Genomic DNA, 21,168 nt, shown 5'->3' with positions numbered 1-21,168 from the left:
GGACAAGAGATGAGTGTTAATTTACAAGCTAAGTTTCCTGGATTTGATATTAAAAGCCAAGAAAAGCTAGCTAACTATACGAACACCCAAGTTGGAGGACCCGCTGAGTGGGCGTTTTGGCCCCACCATGTTCAAGAATTAATGAATGTCTTGGAATTTGCCCATAGTGAAAATTTGCCCATCACGGTTCTAGGCAATGCCTCTAATTTAGTAATTGGGGATGCTGGCTTAAAAGGAATTGTCATTTTTTTAAGTCATTTGAATAAAATTGAGGTAACTGATCAATTGATTAAAGCCGGAGCAGGAGCGGCCCTTATTGATGTTACTCAGGCTGCCTTAGAGGCCAATTTGTCCGGAATCGAGTGGGCCGCTGGCATTCCGGGTTCTGTCGGCGGGGCAGTTTACATGAACGCTGGAGCTTATGGTGGCGAGTCAGCTGATTGGATTAGTTCGATTACTGTCCTAACTCCTGACAATGAAATTAAAGTTTATCAACAAGCTGAACTTGAATTTGGTTATCGACATAGCCTGGTTCAAAGAACAGGGGATGTGATCCTAGATGCAACTTTCCAATTAAAGCCAGGCGAATTTAAGTCGATTGAGATGTTGATGGAAGATTTCAATACAAGACGTGCCTTGCGGCAACCCTTAGAATATCCCTCATGTGGGTCAACTTTTAAGCGCCCTGAAGGATACTATGCGGGACGCTTAATTATGGATGCTGGATTACAAGGCTTTACCATTGGTGGAGCGCAAGTTTCAACCAAACATGCTGGGTTCATTGTTAATGTCAATCAAGCAACGGCAGATGACTATATTGGGGTTATCCGCCATGTTCAAGAGGTAGTAGCACAAAAATTTGAAGTGCAACTTGAAACTGAAGTTCGAATCTTAAACTGAGCATAGTATTTTTCACACCATACTAGAAAGGAGCTGCCATGGAATTAATTGAAACTGGAGTTGCCTTACTGGGAATTGTCTTAATAAGTAACCTAATTTCACATCTTTTACCTAAATTACCAGTTAGTTTAATTGAAATTGCCTTGGGGTTAATTGTTGCAGTAGGTTTCAATGTACAAATTAACTTAGATACTAGTTGGTTTTTGTTATTATTCATTGCACCATTATTGTATTCTGATGCTTGGCGGTTTCCAAAACGAGAACTATGGGCCTTAAGAGGACCGATTTTTGGAAATGCCATTATCTTAGTGATCTTAACAACGGTTTTGGGTGGGTTCTTGATTTACACGTTTGTACCGGAATTATCCTTACCGGTTTCTTTTGCCTTAGCGGCAATCTTGTCACCTACGGATCCAGTTGCGGTTCAAGCCATTGCTAAAAGCGTGAAGTTACCTAGCAAAATTTTACATTTGGTTTCTGGAGAAAGTTTAATTAATGATGCAAGTGGGTTGGTTGCCTTTAAATTTGCTTTAGCAGCAGCGGTAACTGGAACGTTCTCACCTTGGCAAGCGACCACGGAGTTTTTATATACGGCTTTAGTGGGGGCTTTGATTGGGGCGATTATTATATCGTTAATTAATTTGATTTTAGATTTTATTGGTAGTCGTGGCATTCACGATGTCGTCTTCGTCGTTGTACTTCAACTATTTAGTCCTTTTATAATTTATTTGATTGCGGAACATTTCCATACTTCTGGTGTTATTGCGGTAGTAGTGGGCGCTGTTATTTCAAATTTGCATACCAAGAATAATGTAAATTATACCGGTGAATTACACGTAGTTGGTTTACAAACTTGGGATGTCTTAGGTTATTTATTTAATGGAGCAATCTTTGTGCTCCTTGGAGTTGAATTACCAGTTGCAATGAGTGACTTTGCTGATAATACAGGAAGGCTTGCACTTCCCATGGTATTTTTGTATGCAGTATTAACTTGGCTCATTATTTTTGGAATTCGAGTTATATGGACCTATGGAAATCAGTATTGGCGATTTTACCGACATAAAGAAGAATCACCAACATGGAAGACGGCAGTTATTTCAGGATTAAGTGGGGTTCGTGGGGCCGTTACAATGGCTGGTATTTTATCAGTTCCGCTTGTCTTATCGGACGGTCACACTCCGTTCCCAGCTCGGGGATTAATGCTGTTTATTTCTGCAACGGTTATTATTATTTCATTGTTAGCGGCGATTATATTGCTACCGTTGGTTTCAAGACCAACTCAAAAACAAGCTAAAAAAGCTAAAAAAGTCGCTCAACACATGTCTGAACCACGTGCGCAGGTTTATATCTTGCAGTCGGCGATGCGTATGCTGGAACAACAATATCGTGAAGAAAACGCAGCATTAATATATGAAATTGTTTTGAATTATCAACATCAAATTCGCCAATTACAGTTGGAAAACATGAACAGTGAAGCCTTAAATCCAATTTTGGAATCAGAAGTTCGTTTGCGAAAAATTGCCTTAGAAGCTGAATTAACTCCTTTGAAACAGTTATTGAAGGCACATACCATTTCGGAGTTTGTCTATAATAATGAGATTCAACGGATTGAACGTTTGGAAAATAATTTAAATTATATTGTGCAAAAGCCAGGTCAAGTTCAATACTTACAACGAATTAAATATTGGTCTCGAATGGCTTGGCGTGCAATCAAAATTTGGTTGACGAATGAAGAAAATCAACAAATTCGCGATGAATCTGATTTAGCACGAACTGCGAGTTGCGAAGCTGCGATTAAGGCTTTAGAAATACAACTCGAAACAATGAATGATAGACAGATGAAACGTGAATATCAAACGGCACATAACTTAATTATTTCATATCGTAATCGAATTAGAAAAGCTCGTCAGTCAACGGAACAACTGGAAAAGAGTGAACAATTGATGCGTTTGAATTTGGAATTAGCTGGTTTAAAAGCACAAAGAGAAGCCATCCAACATCTCTTTGCGGCACACTTTATTTCATTGGAAACGGATGTTAAGTTACGTCAAGATGTTAACTATTCTGAGACCGCACTACTTATGAATGAAACAAGATAGGGGGAATTTTGCATGAATTGGGTGGCATCTTTAACGAGTATTAATTTTGTCCGCGTAATTGATATTATTTTAGTTTGGTTTATTATTTATCAATTGATGCGGTTAATGCAAGGAACTAAAGCCATTACATTGATCCGTGGAGTCGCCATTGTAATCGTGGTTAAATTAGTGGCTGTTTATGTTGGCTTGACGGTGATTTCATGGTTAACTGACCAATTAATCAATTGGGGAGTCATCATGTTAGTCATTGTCTTCCAACCTGAAATTCGACGAGGCTTGGAACATTTAGGACGATCACAAATTTTTAAGAAACAAAATCATCAAGTTGGGGAAAAATTAGTTGAACAACTTGATGAAGCTGTTCAATATATGGCAAAACGTAAGATTGGTGCTTTAATTACCATTGAAATGGAAACGGGACTGGAGGAATACATCGAAACTGGAATCAAAATTGATGCCTCTGTTTCAGGTGCATTGTTGATTAATACCTTCATTCCCAATACTCCTCTACATGATGGAGCCGTGATTATTAAAGACGAACGGCTAGCGGTTGCAGCAGCGTACTTACCATTGTCAGATAATACGACCATTCCTAAGTCATTAGGAACTAGGCATCGTGCTGGTGTAGGTATCTCTGAAGTGACCGATGCATTAACGATCATTGTTTCTGAAGAGACGGGGGGGATTACATTAACGCGTAATTCAGAGTTGATGCAAGATCTAACGCACGATGATTTTATTAAATACTTAACGGTAAATTTGGTAAATCAAGAAGGTAAGAAAGATTGGATCAAAAATCTCTTTTTCATGAATTGGTTTAAAAGAGGGGAGAATTAAGATGTTTAAAATGACTTTTAGTAAGATTGTATATCTAATTCTTTCCCTATTAATGGCCGTTTTGTTAGCTATTTATGTAGATGGTACAACCCTGAGTCGGTCATCGGCGGTGCAAAAACAGAATTCGACGGGGTTAGTCGGGTTGGGATTGCAGAAAACTGATACATCAACGATGCCTATACAAATTTCGGGAATTAGCACAGATAATTATATTGTGACGGGCTTGCCTGAAACAGTGGACGTGAAAATTACTGGCCCATCTGCTTTAGTTACAGCAGCTATGAATACGAAAAATTTTCAGGTCTATGCAAACTTAAAAGGCCTTTCAGAAGGTAGTCATCAAATTTCGTTGAATGTTAGCGGATTGAATCATGAATTAACATATAAATTGAATGAGAAAACGTTTAATATAAATATTGCTAAACGTGCAACTCAGAACTTTAAAGTACAAACTGTCTATAATAAAGAGGCTATTGCAGATGGGTATCAAGTTGGTGATGTGACATCAAGCGTTACTACGGCCCAAATTGTTGGTTCACAAACTGCAGTTGCTTCGGTCAATCGAGTTGTGGCTAGTGTGCAACTTAATCGCAACACTAAGGAAAGTACTAATAAAGAGGTTGCCTTACAAGCAGTAGATGTTAACGGAAATGCGGTCAATGTGACTATCTCTCCAGCAACTGCAGTTGTTAGCATTCCCGTTAAAGCAGGGACAGGGACGAAAGATGTTCCCATAAAAATTGAGACTAAAAATGGGGATGCCAGTCAGTTTGATATCACTGCTGATATTAATTCTTTGAAGCTTTCTGGTGATGCTGAAAAGTTAGCTGAAGTTTCGAGCTTAACAGCAACCGTAGATTTGAGTAATGTAGTTCAAAATAGTCAACAGACGATTGATCTTGATATTCCTGAGGGAGTGACTGCAGATCATAAATCTGTGCAGGTCAAGATTGAAGCTAAACAATAATTGATGAATACAATAAAGATATATTTAGGAGAAGTATAATGGCAGATTTACATTATTTTGGAACGGATGGCGTACGAGGAATTGCTAATAAAGAATTGACGCCTGAATTGGCTTTTCGTGTAGGACGTTTTGCAGGAGCAATTTTGACGCAACATGCCGAAGCGGGTCGTCGTCCACGTGTACTAGTTGGACGTGATACAAGAATTTCAGGTCAATTACTTGAAAGTGCTTTGGTTGCTGGATTCCTATCAATTGGAATTGAGGTCTTGAAGCTTGGTGTTATATCAACGCCTGGAGTTGCTTATTTAGTGCGAGCTGATCAAGCTGACGCTGGGGCACAAATTACGGCTTCGCATAACCCTGCAGAAGATAATGGAATTAAATTATTTGGTTCTGATGGATTTAAGTTATCAGATGCGATTGAGGCTGAAATTGAAGCCTTACTTGATGCTCCGGAAGACACATTGCCTCGTCCTTCAGCGGAGGGACTTGGTTCAGTCACTGAATTCCCAGTGGGAGTGGCTAAGTATTTGGAATTCTTACAAACTACTATTCCTTCAAAATTGACGGGCATTCATGCCGTTTTAGATGCTGCAAATGGAGCAACGAGTGGATTAGTTTCAAATTTATTTGCGGATGAAGAAGTTGAATTTGAGACGATGGCAACAAGTCCTGATGGCCTTAATATCAATGCGGGAGTGGGCTCAACACATCCTGAAAAATTAGCTGAGTTGGTGGTTGAAAAGGGTGCGCAAGTTGGATTGGCATTTGACGGTGATGGTGATCGATTGATTGCAGTTGATGAAACTGGAGCTATTGTCGATGGTGATAAAATTATGTTTATCACCGGAAAATATTTGCATGAAAACGGTCGTTTGAAAAAAGATACGGTCGTGACAACGGTTATGTCAAATATCGGAATGTACAAAGCTTTGGAAGAAAATGGTATGAAATCTATTAAGACTGCAGTTGGTGATCGTTATGTGGTTGAAGAGATGTTGAAAACAGGATATAACGTTGGTGGTGAACAATCTGGACACGTTGTTTTCTTAGATTGGGCAACAACCGGTGATGGGATGTTGACAGCTCTACAATTACTTTATGTTATGAAGGATACTGGTAAGAAGTTGTCTGAACTGGCAGCCGAAGTTACGATTTATCCTCAGAAATTAGAGAATGTTCAAGTTCAAGATAAAAAAGCTGCTTTACAGAATGAAGCAATACAAGCAGTGATTACTGAAGTTGAGAGTGAAATGGGTAATAACGGGCGTGTCTTAGTCCGAGCTTCAGGGACTCAAAATTTGTTGCGAATTATGGCAGAAGCACCAACTCAAGTTGAAGTTGAAAACTATGTTAAGCGCATTACCGATGTTGTAATTTCTGAAGTGGGAATTAAGTAAGTATGGCAGATTTTCAAACCTTAGATGTGGTTGAAGAAATCACACGAAATGATGGTACAAAATATCATGAGATTGGTAATTTATTGCATAATGGACAAGCAGAATATGCGGTCGAACATGGCATGCTAAAAGAAGTTCGGATTATGAAAATTAATATTCCACACTCTGCTAGTGTGGAAAAATATGAAAATTATGTTAATGAAAATTTCCGTATTTATGAAATGGTAGCCATTCCGGAATGGATCGAGTGGGTTAAGACCCCTGCTATGGACGAAATTATTGCCAAAATTATGCAAGAAAATCAACTATCTTAATTAAATTAATGGTAAAGAAGTTGGAGATGATCTTCAGCTTCTTTTTTAATAAAAAGCTAGTCTATTATATTTAAATTAATCTTTATTTAGCAAAGGTTAAAAGTACGTGAAAGCTTTAAATTAGCTGAACGTGGCCTCGCTTTTGCCATGGTATGGCAGGCGTTTTCAGTGCTGGAGCTGATGAATAACGTGGTTTTTATTTATGAGCTATTGAGGTTAGTTTTTGATTTAATAATCATGCTATGGAGCTTTTTACGTGCAATAGCGGGAAATTGTTCTTAAATTTTGTTATTATGTAAGAATATTGTTTTTACATTTAGAAAGGAGCTAACCGATGAATGTTGGTATTTTTACAGACACATACTTACCACAACTTTCAGGAGTGGCGACCTCAATTGAAACGTTACGGCAACAATTAGAACGACAAGGCCATCATGTGTATATTTTTACTTCAACTGATCCCAATGCACCTGAGCGGATTGATGAACCAAACGTTTATCGTTTTGCTAGTATTCCTTTTGTGGGATTTAAAGAACGTCGGGTAACTTATCGTGGTGGATTACAAGTCCAAGAAATTTCTAAAGAACTTAATTTGGATATTGTGCACACACAAACGGAATTTTCATTAGGACTATTTGGAAAGTCAGTTGCTCGTGCTTTGCACATTCCGGTGGTTCATACTTATCATACAAATTATGAAGATTACACTCATTATATTTTTAACGGCCGAATTATTCGTCCAGGAAGTGTTGGAGTGATATTGAGGGGCTATACTCATGGCTTAACGGGAATGATTGCTCCTTCTGAACAAACGCGGTCGCAATTAATTGATTATGGCATTAAAGTACCAATTGAAATTATTCCCACAGGGGTTAAAGTCTTGCATACTGATGAAGAAGATCAGAGCGTGGCTTTACGAGAAGAATTGGGGCTATCATCAGATACGCCAATAGTACTATCGCTTGGTCGAATAGCGTTTGAAAAAAATATTGAAGCAGTTTTGGAAAGTTTTGCTGAAATTTTGGAAGAAATGCCAGAGGCTCGTTTGATTATTGCAGGGGATGGCCCGGCGGAATCAGCTATTCATGATCATGCGGCTGCGTTAGAAATTATGGATAATGTAATTTTCACTGGTTATGTTGATCATGAAAAGGCATATAGTTATTATTGCTTGGCAGATGTTTTTGTTTCAGCCTCAGAAAGTGAAACTCAAGGGTTAACTTATATTGAAGCTATGACAGGAAATACACCAGTGGTGGCTATGCATAGTCCTTATTTAGATACGGTCATTACTAATGATAATTTAGGGACATTAGTGAGTGATACCGATGAGTTGGTTGAACCAATGTTAAAGTATTTAACTGCCGCACAAAATGAACAGACGATTGGTGATCCGAATTCTCGGACAAATATTTTGCATGAGATTGATGAACGAACTTTTGGTCAACGGGTGGAGGCTTTCTATCAAGAGGCAATTGCGGTTTATCATGAAGAAGATATAGAAGAGGCTGAAAATGCTGATGCTGAGTATGCACGGATTTTTAGTCGCCGAATATTTAAAAATAGGAGGAACGACTAATGTTAAAAATTACAATGTTTTCATCAGCAGAAACGGTTCCTGGCCAAGGGGTGGGCTCAGCATATCGCGAATTAGTTAATTTACTTAAGGACCGTTTTACCGATCAATTTGAGATTAAGATTAATAAACTAGGAAAAGCTGATATTAGTCATTATCATACAATTAATTTAAGTTTTTATTTAAATACTTTTCTACCAGGACGAGGTCGTAAAATTGGTTATGTCCATTTTTTACCCGAAACCTTAGAAGGATCGATTAAATTAATTTGGCCTTTTAAGCAAATTTTTTATCGATATGTTCTTGCCTTTTATCGGCGAATGGATCATATTGTGGTCGTGAATCCAACCTTTATTCCTAAATTAGAAGCAGCAGGGATTCCCACAAAGGATGTAACTTACATCCCTAATTTTGTAACAAAAGATGAATTTTATCCTCTTGAAAATACAGACAAACAAATTTTCAGACAAGACCAGGGGTATAAAACGGATGATTTTATTATCCTTGGCGTTGGTCAAGTTCAAGAACGAAAAGGAATTTTTGATTTTATTCAATTAGCCCGAGATAATCCACAATGGCAATTCATTTGGGCAGGTGGGTTCTCATTTGGTGGAATAACAGCCGGATATGAAGAATTGAAAAAGGTTGTATCAAATCCACCTGCTAATTTGAAGTTTCCTGGGATTGTTGATCGAGATCAAATGAATAATTATTATAATTTGGCGAATGTTTTTTTGCTACCTAGTTTTAATGAGTTGTTTCCAATGTCAGCTTTAGAAGCATTTAGTGCAGGAACTCCAACTATTTTAAGAGATTTAGATCTATATAAAGAAATCTTGGCAGGTTATTATTTGGCAGCACCTGATCGAGATGCGATGCAAAAGCAATTGGAGCAATTACAATCTGATCCAAAGTTACAGCAAGAAATGATTAACCAAGCACTTGAAGCTTCAAAACGTTATTCAAAGGATTATGTGGCCGGCTTGTGGGAAAAGTTTTATCAGGAGCAAGCAGAAAGGAAATAACATGTCGCGAAAAAATACTTTGGTTTTTGTAGGGATGTTATTGCTGGGTGGTATAATTTTTTGGTGGTCGATGCGCCGAGTGGATAGCCAACAACTCCAGGATTCATTAAAAATGCTTAACTGGGGCTGGATTGGCATTGCTTTGGGTGCCATGATCGTTTATTTATTGTTAGAAGCTGTGATTGTGAAAATTATGATAGATTCTAAAAAAGGAAAAATTAGTTGGTATAATGCCATACGAGTGCCATTAGTTGAACAATTAGGTAATGGGATAACTCCTTTTTCGAGTGGAGGACAACCAATGCAATTGATTGCCTTAGCTCAAACGGGGATGGATGTCGGCCGGGCAAGCTCGGTGTTATTGATGAAGTTTGTCGTTTATCAAAGTATGATTGTAGTGAATTTTATTTTTGCTTTAATCATTGGGTTTCAATATTTAACTACGAAATTACATCAAATGACTTTAATTGTAGTTTTAGGCTTTATCATTCATTTAATTGTGGTGACTGTATTATTATTGGTAATGTATTCACCTAAGGTTACGCATCAATTAGTGGAATTGTGCTTAAAACCAGTGCGTTGGTTTAGTGAAAAGCGTTATCAGAATTGGAATGGAAAAGCTCAGGATAAAATTGATAATTTTCATGAAGAGAGTTTAAGAATGGGCCGTGACTTAAAAACTTTGGGTAAAGTGATTATTTTGACACTTTTACAATTGTTATTTTATTACGCGATTCCATATTTTATTTTGTTAGCGCTGGGTCAAAGCCATGTCAAATTAATTTTTGTCATGTCACTACATATTTTGATTGTAATGGTGATTTCACTTTTCCCGATCCCAGGTGGGGCTGGAGGAGCTGAAGTTGGCTTTAGTATGATTTTTAGTAGCTTTTTACCTAATGCAGGGGCACTTGTACTGGCCATGCTAATTTGGCGTATTATTACCTATTATTTTGGATTATTTGTAGGTATTATTGCTTTTAACATACCGGTACAAAGGAGTAAATCGTGAGAGATACAAGTGAGTTAACAACAATCGTTCAGCGTCTACAAGCCATGCAAATGAGCACTGATAGAGCGTTACAAGAGCGTAATTTTGATTTATATGGAGTAAATGTAGTGACAGTACGCTATGATCAGCCATCACATTTATTTGCTTTAGCTGAAGGACGGAATAAAAGCCAATTTGCTTTTGATGATTTAGATGCTTTGGCTGTTGAAATCTATGAACGTTTGTCAGAATTTAAATTATCTTTTTAAGGCTCGTTTTAGATTGAGTCAATATTGTTAGAAATAGTCAGTAAAAAATAAAACAAAGAAATAGAGGAATATGGCATGCAACGGGTTATGTCAGCAATAAAAAAATGGTGGCCTGATTTCAACTCTACGATTGGTTTCTTGATTTTATCGGTACTTTTAGTAACCATAAAAACTTACTGGGCTTATCAAATAGAGTTTAGCTTAGGTGCAAAAGGATTGTTACAACAATTTCTATTAATTGTTAATCCAATCCCAACGGCAGTCCTTTTGTTGGGGATTGCTCTATATTTCCGAGGAAAATTATCTTATTGGTTGATGATTATTATTAATTTCATTCAATCATTATGGCTCTTTTCAAACATTTTGTATTATCGTGAATTTTCAGATTTTATTTCATTAAATATTATGAAGGCTGGTGGTTCAGTACAAAATAATTTAGGAAAAGCAATTGGTGAGATTATTCATCCGATTGATTTTATTGTTTTCGTCGACATTATTATTTTAATTTTATTATTAATCTTCAAAATAGTTAAGGTCGATCAAGGCGTTGTACAAAAACGCTTTGCCCTTTTGACAACGGCATTAGGGATTGCTTCTATGTTAGCGGTCTTTGGAATGGCTTCCTCTGATCGATCGGGGTTGTTAACTCGAACTTTTGATAATAATTATATTGTTAAATATTTGGGATTGAATGAATATGCTGCTTACAACGCTGTGAAGACCAAAGAGCAAGCGAGTGAAGTGAAAAAAGCTAAGTCTTCAGACCTAGATGAAATTAAGAAATTTGTGAATGAAAATAAAACCCTAGCTAACAGTACTACTTTTGGTAAGGCTAAGGGTAAGAATGTTATTATCTTCCATTTGGAATCTTTCCAACAATTCATGTTGGACTATCGTTGGGATGGACAAGAGGTTACGCCTAATTTGAATGCATTTTATCATGATCAAAATACCACGTCTTTTGATAATTTCTATAACCAAGTGGGACAAGGTAAGACGGCTGATGCAGAATTGATTCTTGAAACATCATTGTATGGGACATCTTCAGGATCAGTTATGTCTAATTATGGTGGAACCAATACTTTCCAAGCGATGCCAGCATTGATGAGTCAACAAGGTTATACCAGTGCTGCGTTCCACGGGGATGTTCCGTCATTTTGGAATCGGGATAATACCTATAAAAATTGGGGATATGATTACTTCTTTTCAAAGTCTTACTATAAAAATTCTGACAGCCCAGATTATAATGTTGGGTATGGAATGAAGGATAAGCTTTTCTTGAAGGGAACTGCTAATTATCTTGAAAAGTTGCCACAACCATTCTATTCAAAAGTTATTACGGTTACTAACCATTATCCATATGATTTGGATGAAAAGAATATTTCAATTAGTAAAACAGATACCGATGATGCGACTGTTGATGGCTACGTTCAAACGGCACGTTACCTAGATCAAGCTTTTGGAGAGTTTGAGCAGAATTTGAAAGATAATGGTCTTTGGGATAAATCTATGATTGTCTTGTATGGAGATCACTATGGTATTTCTGAAAATCATAAGAGTGCCATTGCTAAATTATTGGGTACTAATAAGGTTACTGATACTGATTTGACTAATTGGGAAAAGGTGCCGTTTATGATTCATATTCCAGGAATGGAAGGTGGTATTAATCATACTTATGGCGGAGAAATCGACGTCATGCCAACGTTGTTAGATCTTTTAGGGGTTAATGACGATAACCAAATTAAATTTGGGCAAGATCTATTTTCAAGTCAAAATAAGCAGATTGTACCATTTAGAAATGGAAATTGGGTAACAAGTGAATATACTCGTGTCGGATCAAACTACTATGTGACTTCAACCGGAACTAAAATTAATCCAAAACAAGATCCACGTGCAAAATTAGCAATTGACGAAGCTGATAAGTATGTAGAGAAGTCTTTGGGTTATTCTGATAAGGTAGTACAAGGTAACTTACTACGTTTCTTGCCAAAGAGCGATATACCAAAAAGCAAGAATAAAAATATATCATATAAGAAGAGCACCGCATTGAAACAACTTAAAAAAGTTGATTCAAGTAAAACTATTTTAGGGGCTAATAATAATCAGTCAACGGAATATAAAACTGATGCGCCGGAGTTAGGTGGTGATAAGCAAGAGAAAACTGATGGTGAAGATGGGACCAATTCAAATGAGATTGCTTCAGTAAACTCGATTTTAAGTGGTCATGGTTCTGAGCGCGATCGTTAATGTAGTTAATTTTGTTAAATATATTTATGAAGACTAAGACATTTTTGTCTTGGCCTTTTTTATTTAAAATGATCATTAGGGTAATTGGAAACGATAATTAAATTATGTTAATTAATTTTTCAAACTAATAATAATAATTATTGAATGGAATTTTCATCTTTAAATTTTAAAAAACATTGATTCTTAGCCGATGTATTACATGCTAAAAAAGGTACCTAGTCAGCTTTTATGTAGGGTAAGTTAGAAGTATCTGATCAGTAATGTTTAAAAATATTAAAATTACTTATTGACGTTGAATGTGAAATGGAGTATATTATTTAAGTCGGCTAAGGGCAAGCGATTAATTCGTTTCTCAGTTGATGAAATTAAATATAATAAGTTGTTGACATTTAATCAGCCACTTGATATACTAATTAAGTTGTCTCGTGAGAGGCAATGAGTAGAACATTGAAAACTAAATAACGTTTCGATGAAACAAATGTGCAGGTGTGTCTCATATTTATAATATGGAAGATACAAACATTTGCGAAGTCAATTTCGCTAGTAAATTCGTTTAACAACTGTTAAACAACAACAAAAAAAGATTGAGTTATACTCAAGCTTTTCAATTTTAAATTGAGAGTTTGATCCTGGCTCAGGATGAACGCTGGCGGCGTGCCTAATACATGCAAGTCGAACGCATTGTGGTTGAAATGATATGAAGAACTTGTTCAGATTTGATTTTCAACATTGCAATGAGTGGCGAACGGGTGAGTAACACGTGGGAAACCTACCTCTTAGCAGGGGATAACATTTGGAAACAAATGCTAATACCGTATAATAATTAAAACCGCATGGTTTTAGTTTAAAAGATGGTCTTGCTATCACTAAGAGATGGTCCCGCGGTGTATTAGTTAGTTGGTGAGGTAATGGCTCACCAAGACAATGATACATAGCCGAGTTGAGAGACTGACCGGCCACAATGGGACTGAGACACGGCCCATACTCCTACGGGAGGCAGCAGTAGGGAATCTTCCACAATGGACGAAAGTCTGATGGAGCAACGCCGCGTGTGTGATGAAGGGTTTCGGCTCGTAAAACACTGTTGTAAGAGAAGAATGACATTGAGAGTAACTGTTCAATGTGTGACGGTATCTTACCAGAAAGGAACGGCTAAATACGTGCCAGCAGCCGCGGTAATACGTATGTTCCAAGCGTTATCCGGATTTATTGGGCGTAAAGCGAGCGCAGACGGTTATTTAAGTCTGAAGTGAAAGCCCTCGGCTCAACCGAGGAATTGCTTTGGAAACTGGATAACTTGAGTGCAGTAGAGGAAAGTGGAACTCCATGTGTAGCGGTGAAATGCGTAGATATATGGAAGAACACCAGTGGCGAAGGCGGCTTTCTGGACTGTAACTGACGTTGAGGCTCGAAAGTGTGGGTAGCAAACAGGATTAGATACCCTGGTAGTCCACACTGTAAACGATGAGTGCTAGTTGTTCGAGGGTTTCCGCCCTTGAGTGACGAAGCTAACGCATTAAGCACTCCGCCTGGGGAGTACGACCGCAAGGTTGAAACTCAAAGGAATTGACGGGGACCCGCACAAGCGGTGGAGCATGTGGTTTAATTCGAAGCAACGCGAAGAACCTTACCAGGTCTTGACATCCTTTGACCACTCCAGAGATGGAGCTTTCCCTTCGGGGACAAAGTGACAGGTGGTGCATGGTTGTCGTCAGCTCGTGTCGTGAGATGTTGGGTTAAGTCCCGCAACGAGCGCAACCCTTATTGTTAGTTGCCAGCATTTAGTTGGGCACTCTAGCAAGACTGCCGGTGACAAACCGGAGGAAGGCGGGGATGACGTCAAATCATCATGCCCCTTATGACCTGGGCTACACACGTGCTACAATGGCAAGTACAACGAGTCGCCAACCCGCGAGGGTGCGCAAATCTCTTAAAGCTTGTCTCAGTTCGGACTGTAGGCTGCAACTCGCCTACACGAAGTCGGAATCGCTAGTAATCGCGGATCAGCACGCCGCGGTGAATACGTTCCCGGGTCTTGTACACACCGCCCGTCACACCATGAGAGTTTGTAACACCCAAAGTCGGTGAGGTAACCTTTTATTAGGAGCCAGCCGCCTAAGGTGGGACAGATGATTAGGGTGAAGTCGTAACAAGGTAGCCGTAGGAGAACCTGCGGCTGGATCACCTCCTTTCTAAGGAAAATCGGAAACCTGCATATTCATTGAAACGTTATTTAGTTTTGAGTGTTCTACACTCAATTTAATTTTATTGGGGAATTAGCTCAGCTGGGAGAGCGCCTGCTTTGCAAGCAGGAGGTCAGCGGTTCGATCCCGCTATTCTCCATTAACACTTCGGTGTTAAATTAGTTCTTTGAAAACTGAATCATATATATAAATTTTAAAAATTTCAATTTTATTGAATACAATATAAATTGAACCGAGTAAATCAATAGTTGATCATCGCAATGATGATTGACAGTGAATTACACCGCGTTATTTTTTGAGTTTTTTAATTAGTTCATCACAATATTTATATTGTGGTAATCGCAAGCGACCGTTAGGTCGCATACTCAAGCTTGAATCATCAACGAAAGTTGATCGGTTAAGTTATTAAGGGCGCATGGTGAATGCCTTGGCACTAGGAGCCGATGAAGGACGGTACTAACACCGATATGCTTCGGGGAGCTGTAAGTAAGCTTTGATCCGGAGATTTCCGAATGGGGGAACCCAACTTGTTATGCAAGTTATCACTAGTTGAATATATAGACTAGTTGAAGGTAGACGTTGTGAACTGAAACATCTCATTAGCAACAGGAGTAGAAAGAAATATCGATTCCGTCAGTAGCGGCGAGCGAACCCGGAAGAGCCCAAACCAAAGTGCTTGCACTTTGGGGTTGTAGGACTACCGTTGTGGAGTTACAAAATTGTATGTTAGTCGAAGTGGTTGGGAAACCACGCGAAACAAGGTGATAGCCCTGTAGACGAAAACGTACAATCTCCCGTGTAGGATCCTGAGTACGGCCGGACACGTGAAATCCGGTCGGAATCTGGGAGGACCATCTCCCAAGGCTAAATACTACCTAGTGACCGATAGTGAACCAGTACCGTGAGGGAAAGGTGAAAAGCACCCCGGAAGGGGAGTGAAAAAGTTCCTGAAACCATGTGCCTACAAGAAGTCAGAGCCCGTTAATGGGTGATGGCGTGCCTTTTGTAGAATGAACCGGCGAGTTATGATTACATGCAAGGTTAAGGTGGAAAGACCGGAGCCGTAGCGAAAGCGAGTCTGAAATGGGCGACATAGTATGTAGTTGTAAACCCGAAACCAGGTGACCTACCCATGTCCAGGGTGAAGGTGTGGTAAGACGCACTGGAGGCCCGAACCTGTGCATGTTGAAAAATGCTAGGATGAGGTGTGGGTAGAGGTGAAATTCCAATCGAACTTGGAGATAGCTGGTTCTCTCCGAAATAGCTTTAGGGCTAGCCTCGGAATGTAGCGTATTGGAGGTAGAGCACTGTTTTGGTGCGGGGCCCATCTCGGGTTACCAAATTAAGATAAACTCCGAATGCCAATTACGTATGTCCGGGAGTCAGACAGTGAGTGATAAGATCCATTGTCGAAAGGGGAACAGCCCAGATCGTCAGTTAAGGTCCCTAAGTGTGTGTTAAGTGGAAAAGGATGTGGAGTTGCATAGACAACTAGGATGTTGGCTCAGAAGCAGCCACCATTTAAAGAGTGCGTAATAGCTCACTAGTCGAGTGATTCTGCGCCGAAAATGTACCGGGGCTAAACACACCACCGAAACTACGGGTGCCACGTAAGTGGCGCGATAGGAGAGCGTTCTATGGGCAATGAAGTCAGACCGTGAGGACTGGTGGAGCGCATAGAAGTGAGAATGCCGGTATGAGTAGCGAAAGACAGGTGAGAATCCTGTCCACCGAATGACTAAGGTTTCCTGGGGAAGGCTCGTCCTCCCAGGGTTAGTCGGGACCTAAGGCGAGGCCGAAAGGCGTAGTCGATGGATAACTGGTTGAGATTACAGTACCAGGTGAACATGTTTGAACGATGGAGGGACGCAGAAGGCTAATGGATCCCAGCGACTGGAAGTGCTGGGTTAAATCACAAGTTTTGGGAGTAGTTAAATGCTTATCCCTTTAAGAACAAGTGATGATGAGGATCGAAATAAAGTAGAGAAGTCCATGATGTCACGCTGCCGAGAAAAGCTTCTAGTTAGTGTTTACCTGCCCGTACCGCAAACCGACACAGGTAGTCGAGGAGAGAATCCTAAGGTGTGCGAGTGAACTCTCGTTAAGGAACTCGGCAAAATGACCCCGTAACTTCGGGAGAAGGGGTGCTCAGCGCAAGCTGAGCCGCAGTGAATAGGCCCAGGCGACTGTTTATCAAAAACACAGGTTTCTGCAAAATCGAAAGATGACGTATAGGGGCTGACGCCTGCCCGGTGCTGGAAGGTTAAAAGGAGTGCTTAGCTTCGGCGAAGGTGCGAATTGAAGCCCCAGTAAACGGCGGCCGTAACTATAACGGTCCTAAGGTAGCGAAATTCCTTGTCGGGTAAGTTCCGACCCGCACGAAAGGCGTAACGATCTGGGCACTGTCTCAACGAGAGACTCGGTGAAATTTAAATACCCGTGAAGATGCGGGTTACCCGCGACAGGACGGAAAGACCCCATGGAGCTTTACTGTAGCTTGATATTGAGTGCTTGTGCAGCTTGTACAGAATAGGTAGGAGCCGTAGAAATCGGAACGCTAGTTTCGATGGAGGCAATAGTGGGATACTACCCTCGTTGTATGATCACTCTAACTCACACCACTAATCGTGGTGGAAGACAGTGTCTGGCAGGCAGTTTGACTGGGGCGGTCGCCTCCTAAAAGGTAACGGAGGCGCTCAAAGGTTCGCTCAGAATGGTTGGAAATCATTCGCAGAGTGTAAAGGCATAAGCGAGCTTGACTGCGAGACTAACAGGTCGAGCAGGTACGAAAGTAGGACTTAGTGATCCGGTGGTTCCGCATGGAAGGGCCATCGCTCAACGGATAAAAGCTACCCTGGGGATAACAGGCTTATCTCCCCCAAGAGTCCACATCGACGGGGAGGTTTGGCACCTCGATGTCGGCTCATCGCATCCTGGGGCTGTAGTCGGTCCCAAGGGTTGGGCTGTTCGCCCATTAAAGCGGTACGCGAGCTGGGTTCAGAACGTCGTGAGACAGTTCGGTCCCTATCCGTCGCGGGCGTAGGAAATTTGAGAGGAGCTGCCCTTAGTACGAGAGGACCGGGGTGGACGTACCACTGGTGTATCAGTTGTTCCGCCAGGAGCATCGCTGAGTAGCTATGTACGGATGAGATAAACGCTGAAAGCATCTAAGTGTGAAACTCGCCTCGAGATGAGATTTCCCATTCGAAAGAAGTAAGACCCCTTATAGATGATGAGGTAGATAGGCTAGAAGTGGAAGTACCGTGAGGTATGGAGCGGACTAGTACTAATGGTTCGAGGACTTAACCAAGTTGAATACGACGTGGTGGTTCAAGGTGTATTGTTAAAATTTATAAATATATATGATTCAGTTTTGAGGGAACTAACTCTCAACAATTTAATACGTGTCGTGACGATAGCACTGAGGTCACACCTGTTCCCATCCCGAACACAGAAGTTAAGCTCAGTCACGCCGAAAGTAGTTGGAGGATCGCCTCCTGCGAGGATAGGAAGTTGCGACGCAATCTTGGACGTTTAGCTCAGCTGGGAGAGCACCTGCCTTACAAGCAGGGGGTCACAGGTTCGATCCCTGTAACGTCCATTTAGTTAGTTAAATAACTTGCCGTTGTGGCGGAATAGGTAGACGCGCGGGACTCAAAATCCCGTTCTCGCAAGAGAGTGTGGGTTCGATTCCCACCGACGGCATATTAAATAAAAAATAAATTCTTATGATTGATATTAAAATTCAATTGTAAGAATTTTTTTATTTATTACAAATAATTTATATTTAATTATTTTCATATTATCACTAAAATATGGGTAATATTATACATTTATTTATTACATTTGTAATATGAATAATAAATTAAAAAAATGAATAAATATATCACCAATATTTTAATATTTAAACGCAAAAGTTGGCGAAATGATTAAAAAATGAGTGATATCATTATAAATGAGCATTATTGCATTTAAATTAAATGAGAAATGGTTTTATTTATAATGAATATCACATGCTCTTAGAGTATGAAAAGTAGATTTATTTACTTTATTTTTAAGTGATCATAATAATACTTAAATTTATACATAGGGTGTATATAAATATGCAAAATTATGTTCATGATAATATAGATTATTCTAGGTCGGAAACTGAAATAAATGTAGATTTGTTAGTGCCTATATCAAATGTTGGAATGAAATTATCTGCTTCGGGGTCTAAATTAGAATTTGAATTAGTTAATTTACCTGAAGATGTGGAAATTAAAATTGTGAAGTCAGCATCAAATCCAAAAAAGTTTGAAGCTATTCTTTTAAAGGCAAATTCCAAAATAGAAGCCCAGATACTATTACCACGATCTAGTAAAATAGAAGCCCAGATATTGTTACCACAAGCTAATAAAATAGAGGCTCAGATACTGTTGCCAAAAATTACTAAAATGAATGGCATGAATGTAGTTGAAACTAAACTGCTTTATTCAGCTAAGGCTGATCAGCAATATGGATTTACTGATGAATATTTTTCTAAAGGTAAATGGCTATTAAAAATACGGCAAACGATTATAGCCCTATTTAGTTGGATCTGCGTAATTGTACCAAGTTATATTACGATAGCAACGTTTACTTCTCATTTAACCAAAGGAAAGTACGGGCATGCCTTTTGGAAGTATAGTGAGGGAATTGATGAAATTTGGTTTTTGATCTATCTATTGTTGTTTGCTGCAACTGTAACATTTATTTATGCGACATCCATGACAATTATTCAAAATTTCCGTAGAGAAGGTACCATCGAAAAATGGCCGACATTTGATTCAATTGATGATATTAACAAAAAGAAATTATCAGATGGGTTTATGAACAAACGATTCGGTAGTCAGGCCTTACGACATAATATCAGATATTTTGATGTTCAACCTGAGCAAAATTTGGAAGATAACGAGCTTCCTAATTATTTGCATGTTGATCGTGGCTAGGATTAACCAGTTAGGATAAAAAATATGGTAAGCGATATTTTTAATGAAATGTTCACTAGTGGGAGCATTTGGGATATTATTAAAAGAATAATTTTGATCATTCTTTGCTTATATCCGGTGATCGGAGCAATGTTTTGGTTTTTTGGTTCTTTAAGTTATCGTTGGCTGAAGAAAGACCGAAAAGAAGTTAATTTTAGAGCTATTCCTCCGGCGGTACAGCCCATGATAACCATTATGATTCCTGCACATAATGAAGAGGTTATGATTGAAGAAACAATTCATTATTTGAGCACTCAAATGAACTATGAAAACTATGAGATATTAGTTATGGATGACGGTAGTCGTGATGATACAAATAAAATTTTGCGTAGATTGCAAATGAAATATGATAACTTAAGGGTTATTCGTGTCATTAAAAACAAAGGTAAAGCACATGCATTTAATATTGGAATGTATTTCGCTAAGGGCGACTATATATTGAGTAATGATGCCGATACGCTACCTGAGCCCAATGCATTGATGAAGTATATGAATTATTTTATCAATGCAGAAGATGTTAATACAGCTGCGGTAACAGCGAATATGGATGTTCAAAACAGAACTAAGATATTGGGTAAATCGCAAACAGTTGAGTTTTCGAGTATCGTTGGGGTTATTAAGCGTAGCCAAACCGCTATTAATGATTCAATGTATTCTTATAGTGGTGCTAACACCATGTATAGCAAACAATTTTTAATTGACGTTGGTGGTTTTAGACAAGATCGGGCCACCGAAGATATTAGTATTGCATGGGACCATTTATTATTTGGAGTAACTCCTCGATTTGCACCAGATATTATTTTTCATATGAATGTTCCTGAAACTTTAGGTGAACTGTATAAGCAACGTAAGCGTTGGGCACAGGGTGGAACTGAGGTTTGGTTAACCAATGCACATTTGTTTTTATTACATCCTTTTAAATATAGATACGTTTTATCAATGTTTGTTGATACGACGTTTTCAATCGTTTGGTCTTTTTTCTTTTTTATTACCAGTATTATATTTATTCTATCAATGTTGTATTTCTTATTTACCGGAAATTTTGAACGTATTTGGCATGGTTTCGCCATGAGTTTTATTTTTGTAACTTTTGAGTTGTTTTCAGGGATATTACAATTATTAGCTGCACTCCTTTTAGATCAAAGTGCGGCAAAATTCAAATATTTTTTATTTGCTCCTTTATACATGATGTTTTTTTGGATGGTAAATCCGCTTACAATCGTGGCGACATTTATTCCAGCTATTAAATCATTATTAGGTATGGGAGAAGGAACTTGGGTGAGCCCTACTCGAAAATCACTTAAAAAATAATAAATATGGAGATGAATGT

Annotated in this window: 13 protein-coding genes, 3 tRNA genes and 3 rRNA genes; all 19 read left to right on the top strand. The window is 39.0% G+C overall.

The window, feature by feature from the left end; translation table 11 throughout:
• The first annotated feature begins 9 nt into the window (after positions 1–9).
• Complete coding sequence (gene murB / locus JC2156_RS06510; RefSeq protein ID WP_006845834.1) at positions 10–900, top strand: UDP-N-acetylmuramate dehydrogenase; 891 nt, start codon at positions 10–12, stop codon at positions 898–900.
• Between the two features lie 38 nt (positions 901–938).
• Positions 939–2,999, top strand: a complete 2,061-nt coding sequence (locus JC2156_RS06505; RefSeq protein ID WP_006845833.1) for a Na+/H+ antiporter — start codon at positions 939–941, stop codon at positions 2,997–2,999.
• A gap of 12 nt (positions 3,000–3,011) precedes the next feature.
• On the top strand, positions 3,012–3,836 hold the full coding sequence (gene cdaA / locus JC2156_RS06500) for a diadenylate cyclase CdaA (protein ID WP_006845832.1): 825 nt from the start codon (positions 3,012–3,014) through the stop codon (positions 3,834–3,836).
• Between the two features lies 1 nt (position 3,837).
• Positions 3,838–4,803, top strand: coding sequence for a CdaR family protein (locus tag JC2156_RS06495; protein WP_006845831.1), 966 nt, complete (start codon positions 3,838–3,840; stop codon positions 4,801–4,803).
• A 38-nt stretch (positions 4,804–4,841) separates the two neighbouring features.
• A complete protein-coding gene (gene glmM, locus JC2156_RS06490) occupies positions 4,842–6,203 on the top strand; it encodes a phosphoglucosamine mutase (RefSeq protein ID WP_006845830.1) in 1,362 nt (453 codons plus the stop codon).
• A 2-nt stretch (positions 6,204–6,205) separates the two neighbouring features.
• Positions 6,206–6,517, top strand: coding sequence for a hypothetical protein (locus JC2156_RS06485; protein ID WP_006845829.1), 312 nt, complete (start codon positions 6,206–6,208; stop codon positions 6,515–6,517).
• 334 nt (positions 6,518–6,851) lie between these two features.
• Entirely contained in the window at positions 6,852–8,096 is a 1,245-nt protein-coding gene (locus JC2156_RS06480) for a glycosyltransferase family 4 protein (protein WP_006845828.1), read from the top strand.
• Entirely contained in the window at positions 8,096–9,118 is a 1,023-nt protein-coding gene (locus JC2156_RS06475; RefSeq protein WP_006845827.1) for a glycosyltransferase family 4 protein, read from the top strand. Before JC2156_RS06480 ends, JC2156_RS06475 begins: the two co-directional genes overlap by 1 nt.
• A 1-nt stretch (position 9,119) precedes the next feature.
• A complete protein-coding gene (locus JC2156_RS06470) occupies positions 9,120–10,130 on the top strand; it encodes a lysylphosphatidylglycerol synthase transmembrane domain-containing protein (protein WP_006845826.1) in 1,011 nt (336 codons plus the stop codon).
• Entirely contained in the window at positions 10,127–10,378 is a 252-nt protein-coding gene (locus tag JC2156_RS06465) for a YkuJ family protein (RefSeq protein ID WP_006845825.1), read from the top strand. Before JC2156_RS06470 ends, JC2156_RS06465 begins: the two co-directional genes overlap by 4 nt.
• A gap of 75 nt (positions 10,379–10,453) precedes the next feature.
• Complete coding sequence (locus JC2156_RS06460) at positions 10,454–12,625, top strand: LTA synthase family protein (protein WP_006845824.1); 2,172 nt, start codon at positions 10,454–10,456, stop codon at positions 12,623–12,625.
• Between the two features lie 611 nt (positions 12,626–13,236).
• Positions 13,237–14,817: ribosomal RNA gene (locus tag JC2156_RS06455) — 16S ribosomal RNA — on the top strand.
• 78 nt (positions 14,818–14,895) lie between these two features.
• Positions 14,896–14,968: transfer RNA gene (locus JC2156_RS06450), tRNA-Ala, on the top strand.
• Between the two features lie 256 nt (positions 14,969–15,224).
• Positions 15,225–18,139, top strand: a 23S ribosomal RNA gene (locus JC2156_RS06445).
• A gap of 95 nt (positions 18,140–18,234) precedes the next feature.
• Positions 18,235–18,351 (top strand): 5S ribosomal RNA (rrf, locus tag JC2156_RS06440).
• Together the 16S, 23S and 5S rRNA genes with 3 tRNA genes alongside form the textbook arrangement of a ribosomal RNA operon.
• Before the next feature lie 6 nt (positions 18,352–18,357).
• Positions 18,358–18,430: transfer RNA gene (locus tag JC2156_RS06435), tRNA-Val, on the top strand.
• A 20-nt stretch (positions 18,431–18,450) separates the two neighbouring features.
• Positions 18,451–18,534: transfer RNA gene (locus tag JC2156_RS06430), tRNA-Leu, on the top strand.
• Positions 18,535–18,932: 398 nt separating this feature from the next.
• Positions 18,933–19,799 carry a hypothetical protein gene (locus JC2156_RS09100; RefSeq protein WP_238530594.1) on the top strand — a complete coding sequence of 289 codons (867 nt, stop codon included), beginning with the start codon at positions 18,933–18,935 and terminating at the stop codon, positions 19,797–19,799.
• A gap of 24 nt (positions 19,800–19,823) precedes the next feature.
• Positions 19,824–21,149, top strand: a complete 1,326-nt coding sequence (locus tag JC2156_RS06420; protein WP_038241224.1) for a glycosyltransferase family 2 protein — start codon at positions 19,824–19,826, stop codon at positions 21,147–21,149.
• The last annotated feature ends 19 nt before the right edge of the window (positions 21,150–21,168 follow it).

This window comes from Weissella koreensis KCTC 3621 (genome assembly GCF_000277645.1).
Note: the sequence above shows the minus strand (reverse complement) of the source record. Positions and strands in the feature narration are given on the sequence as shown.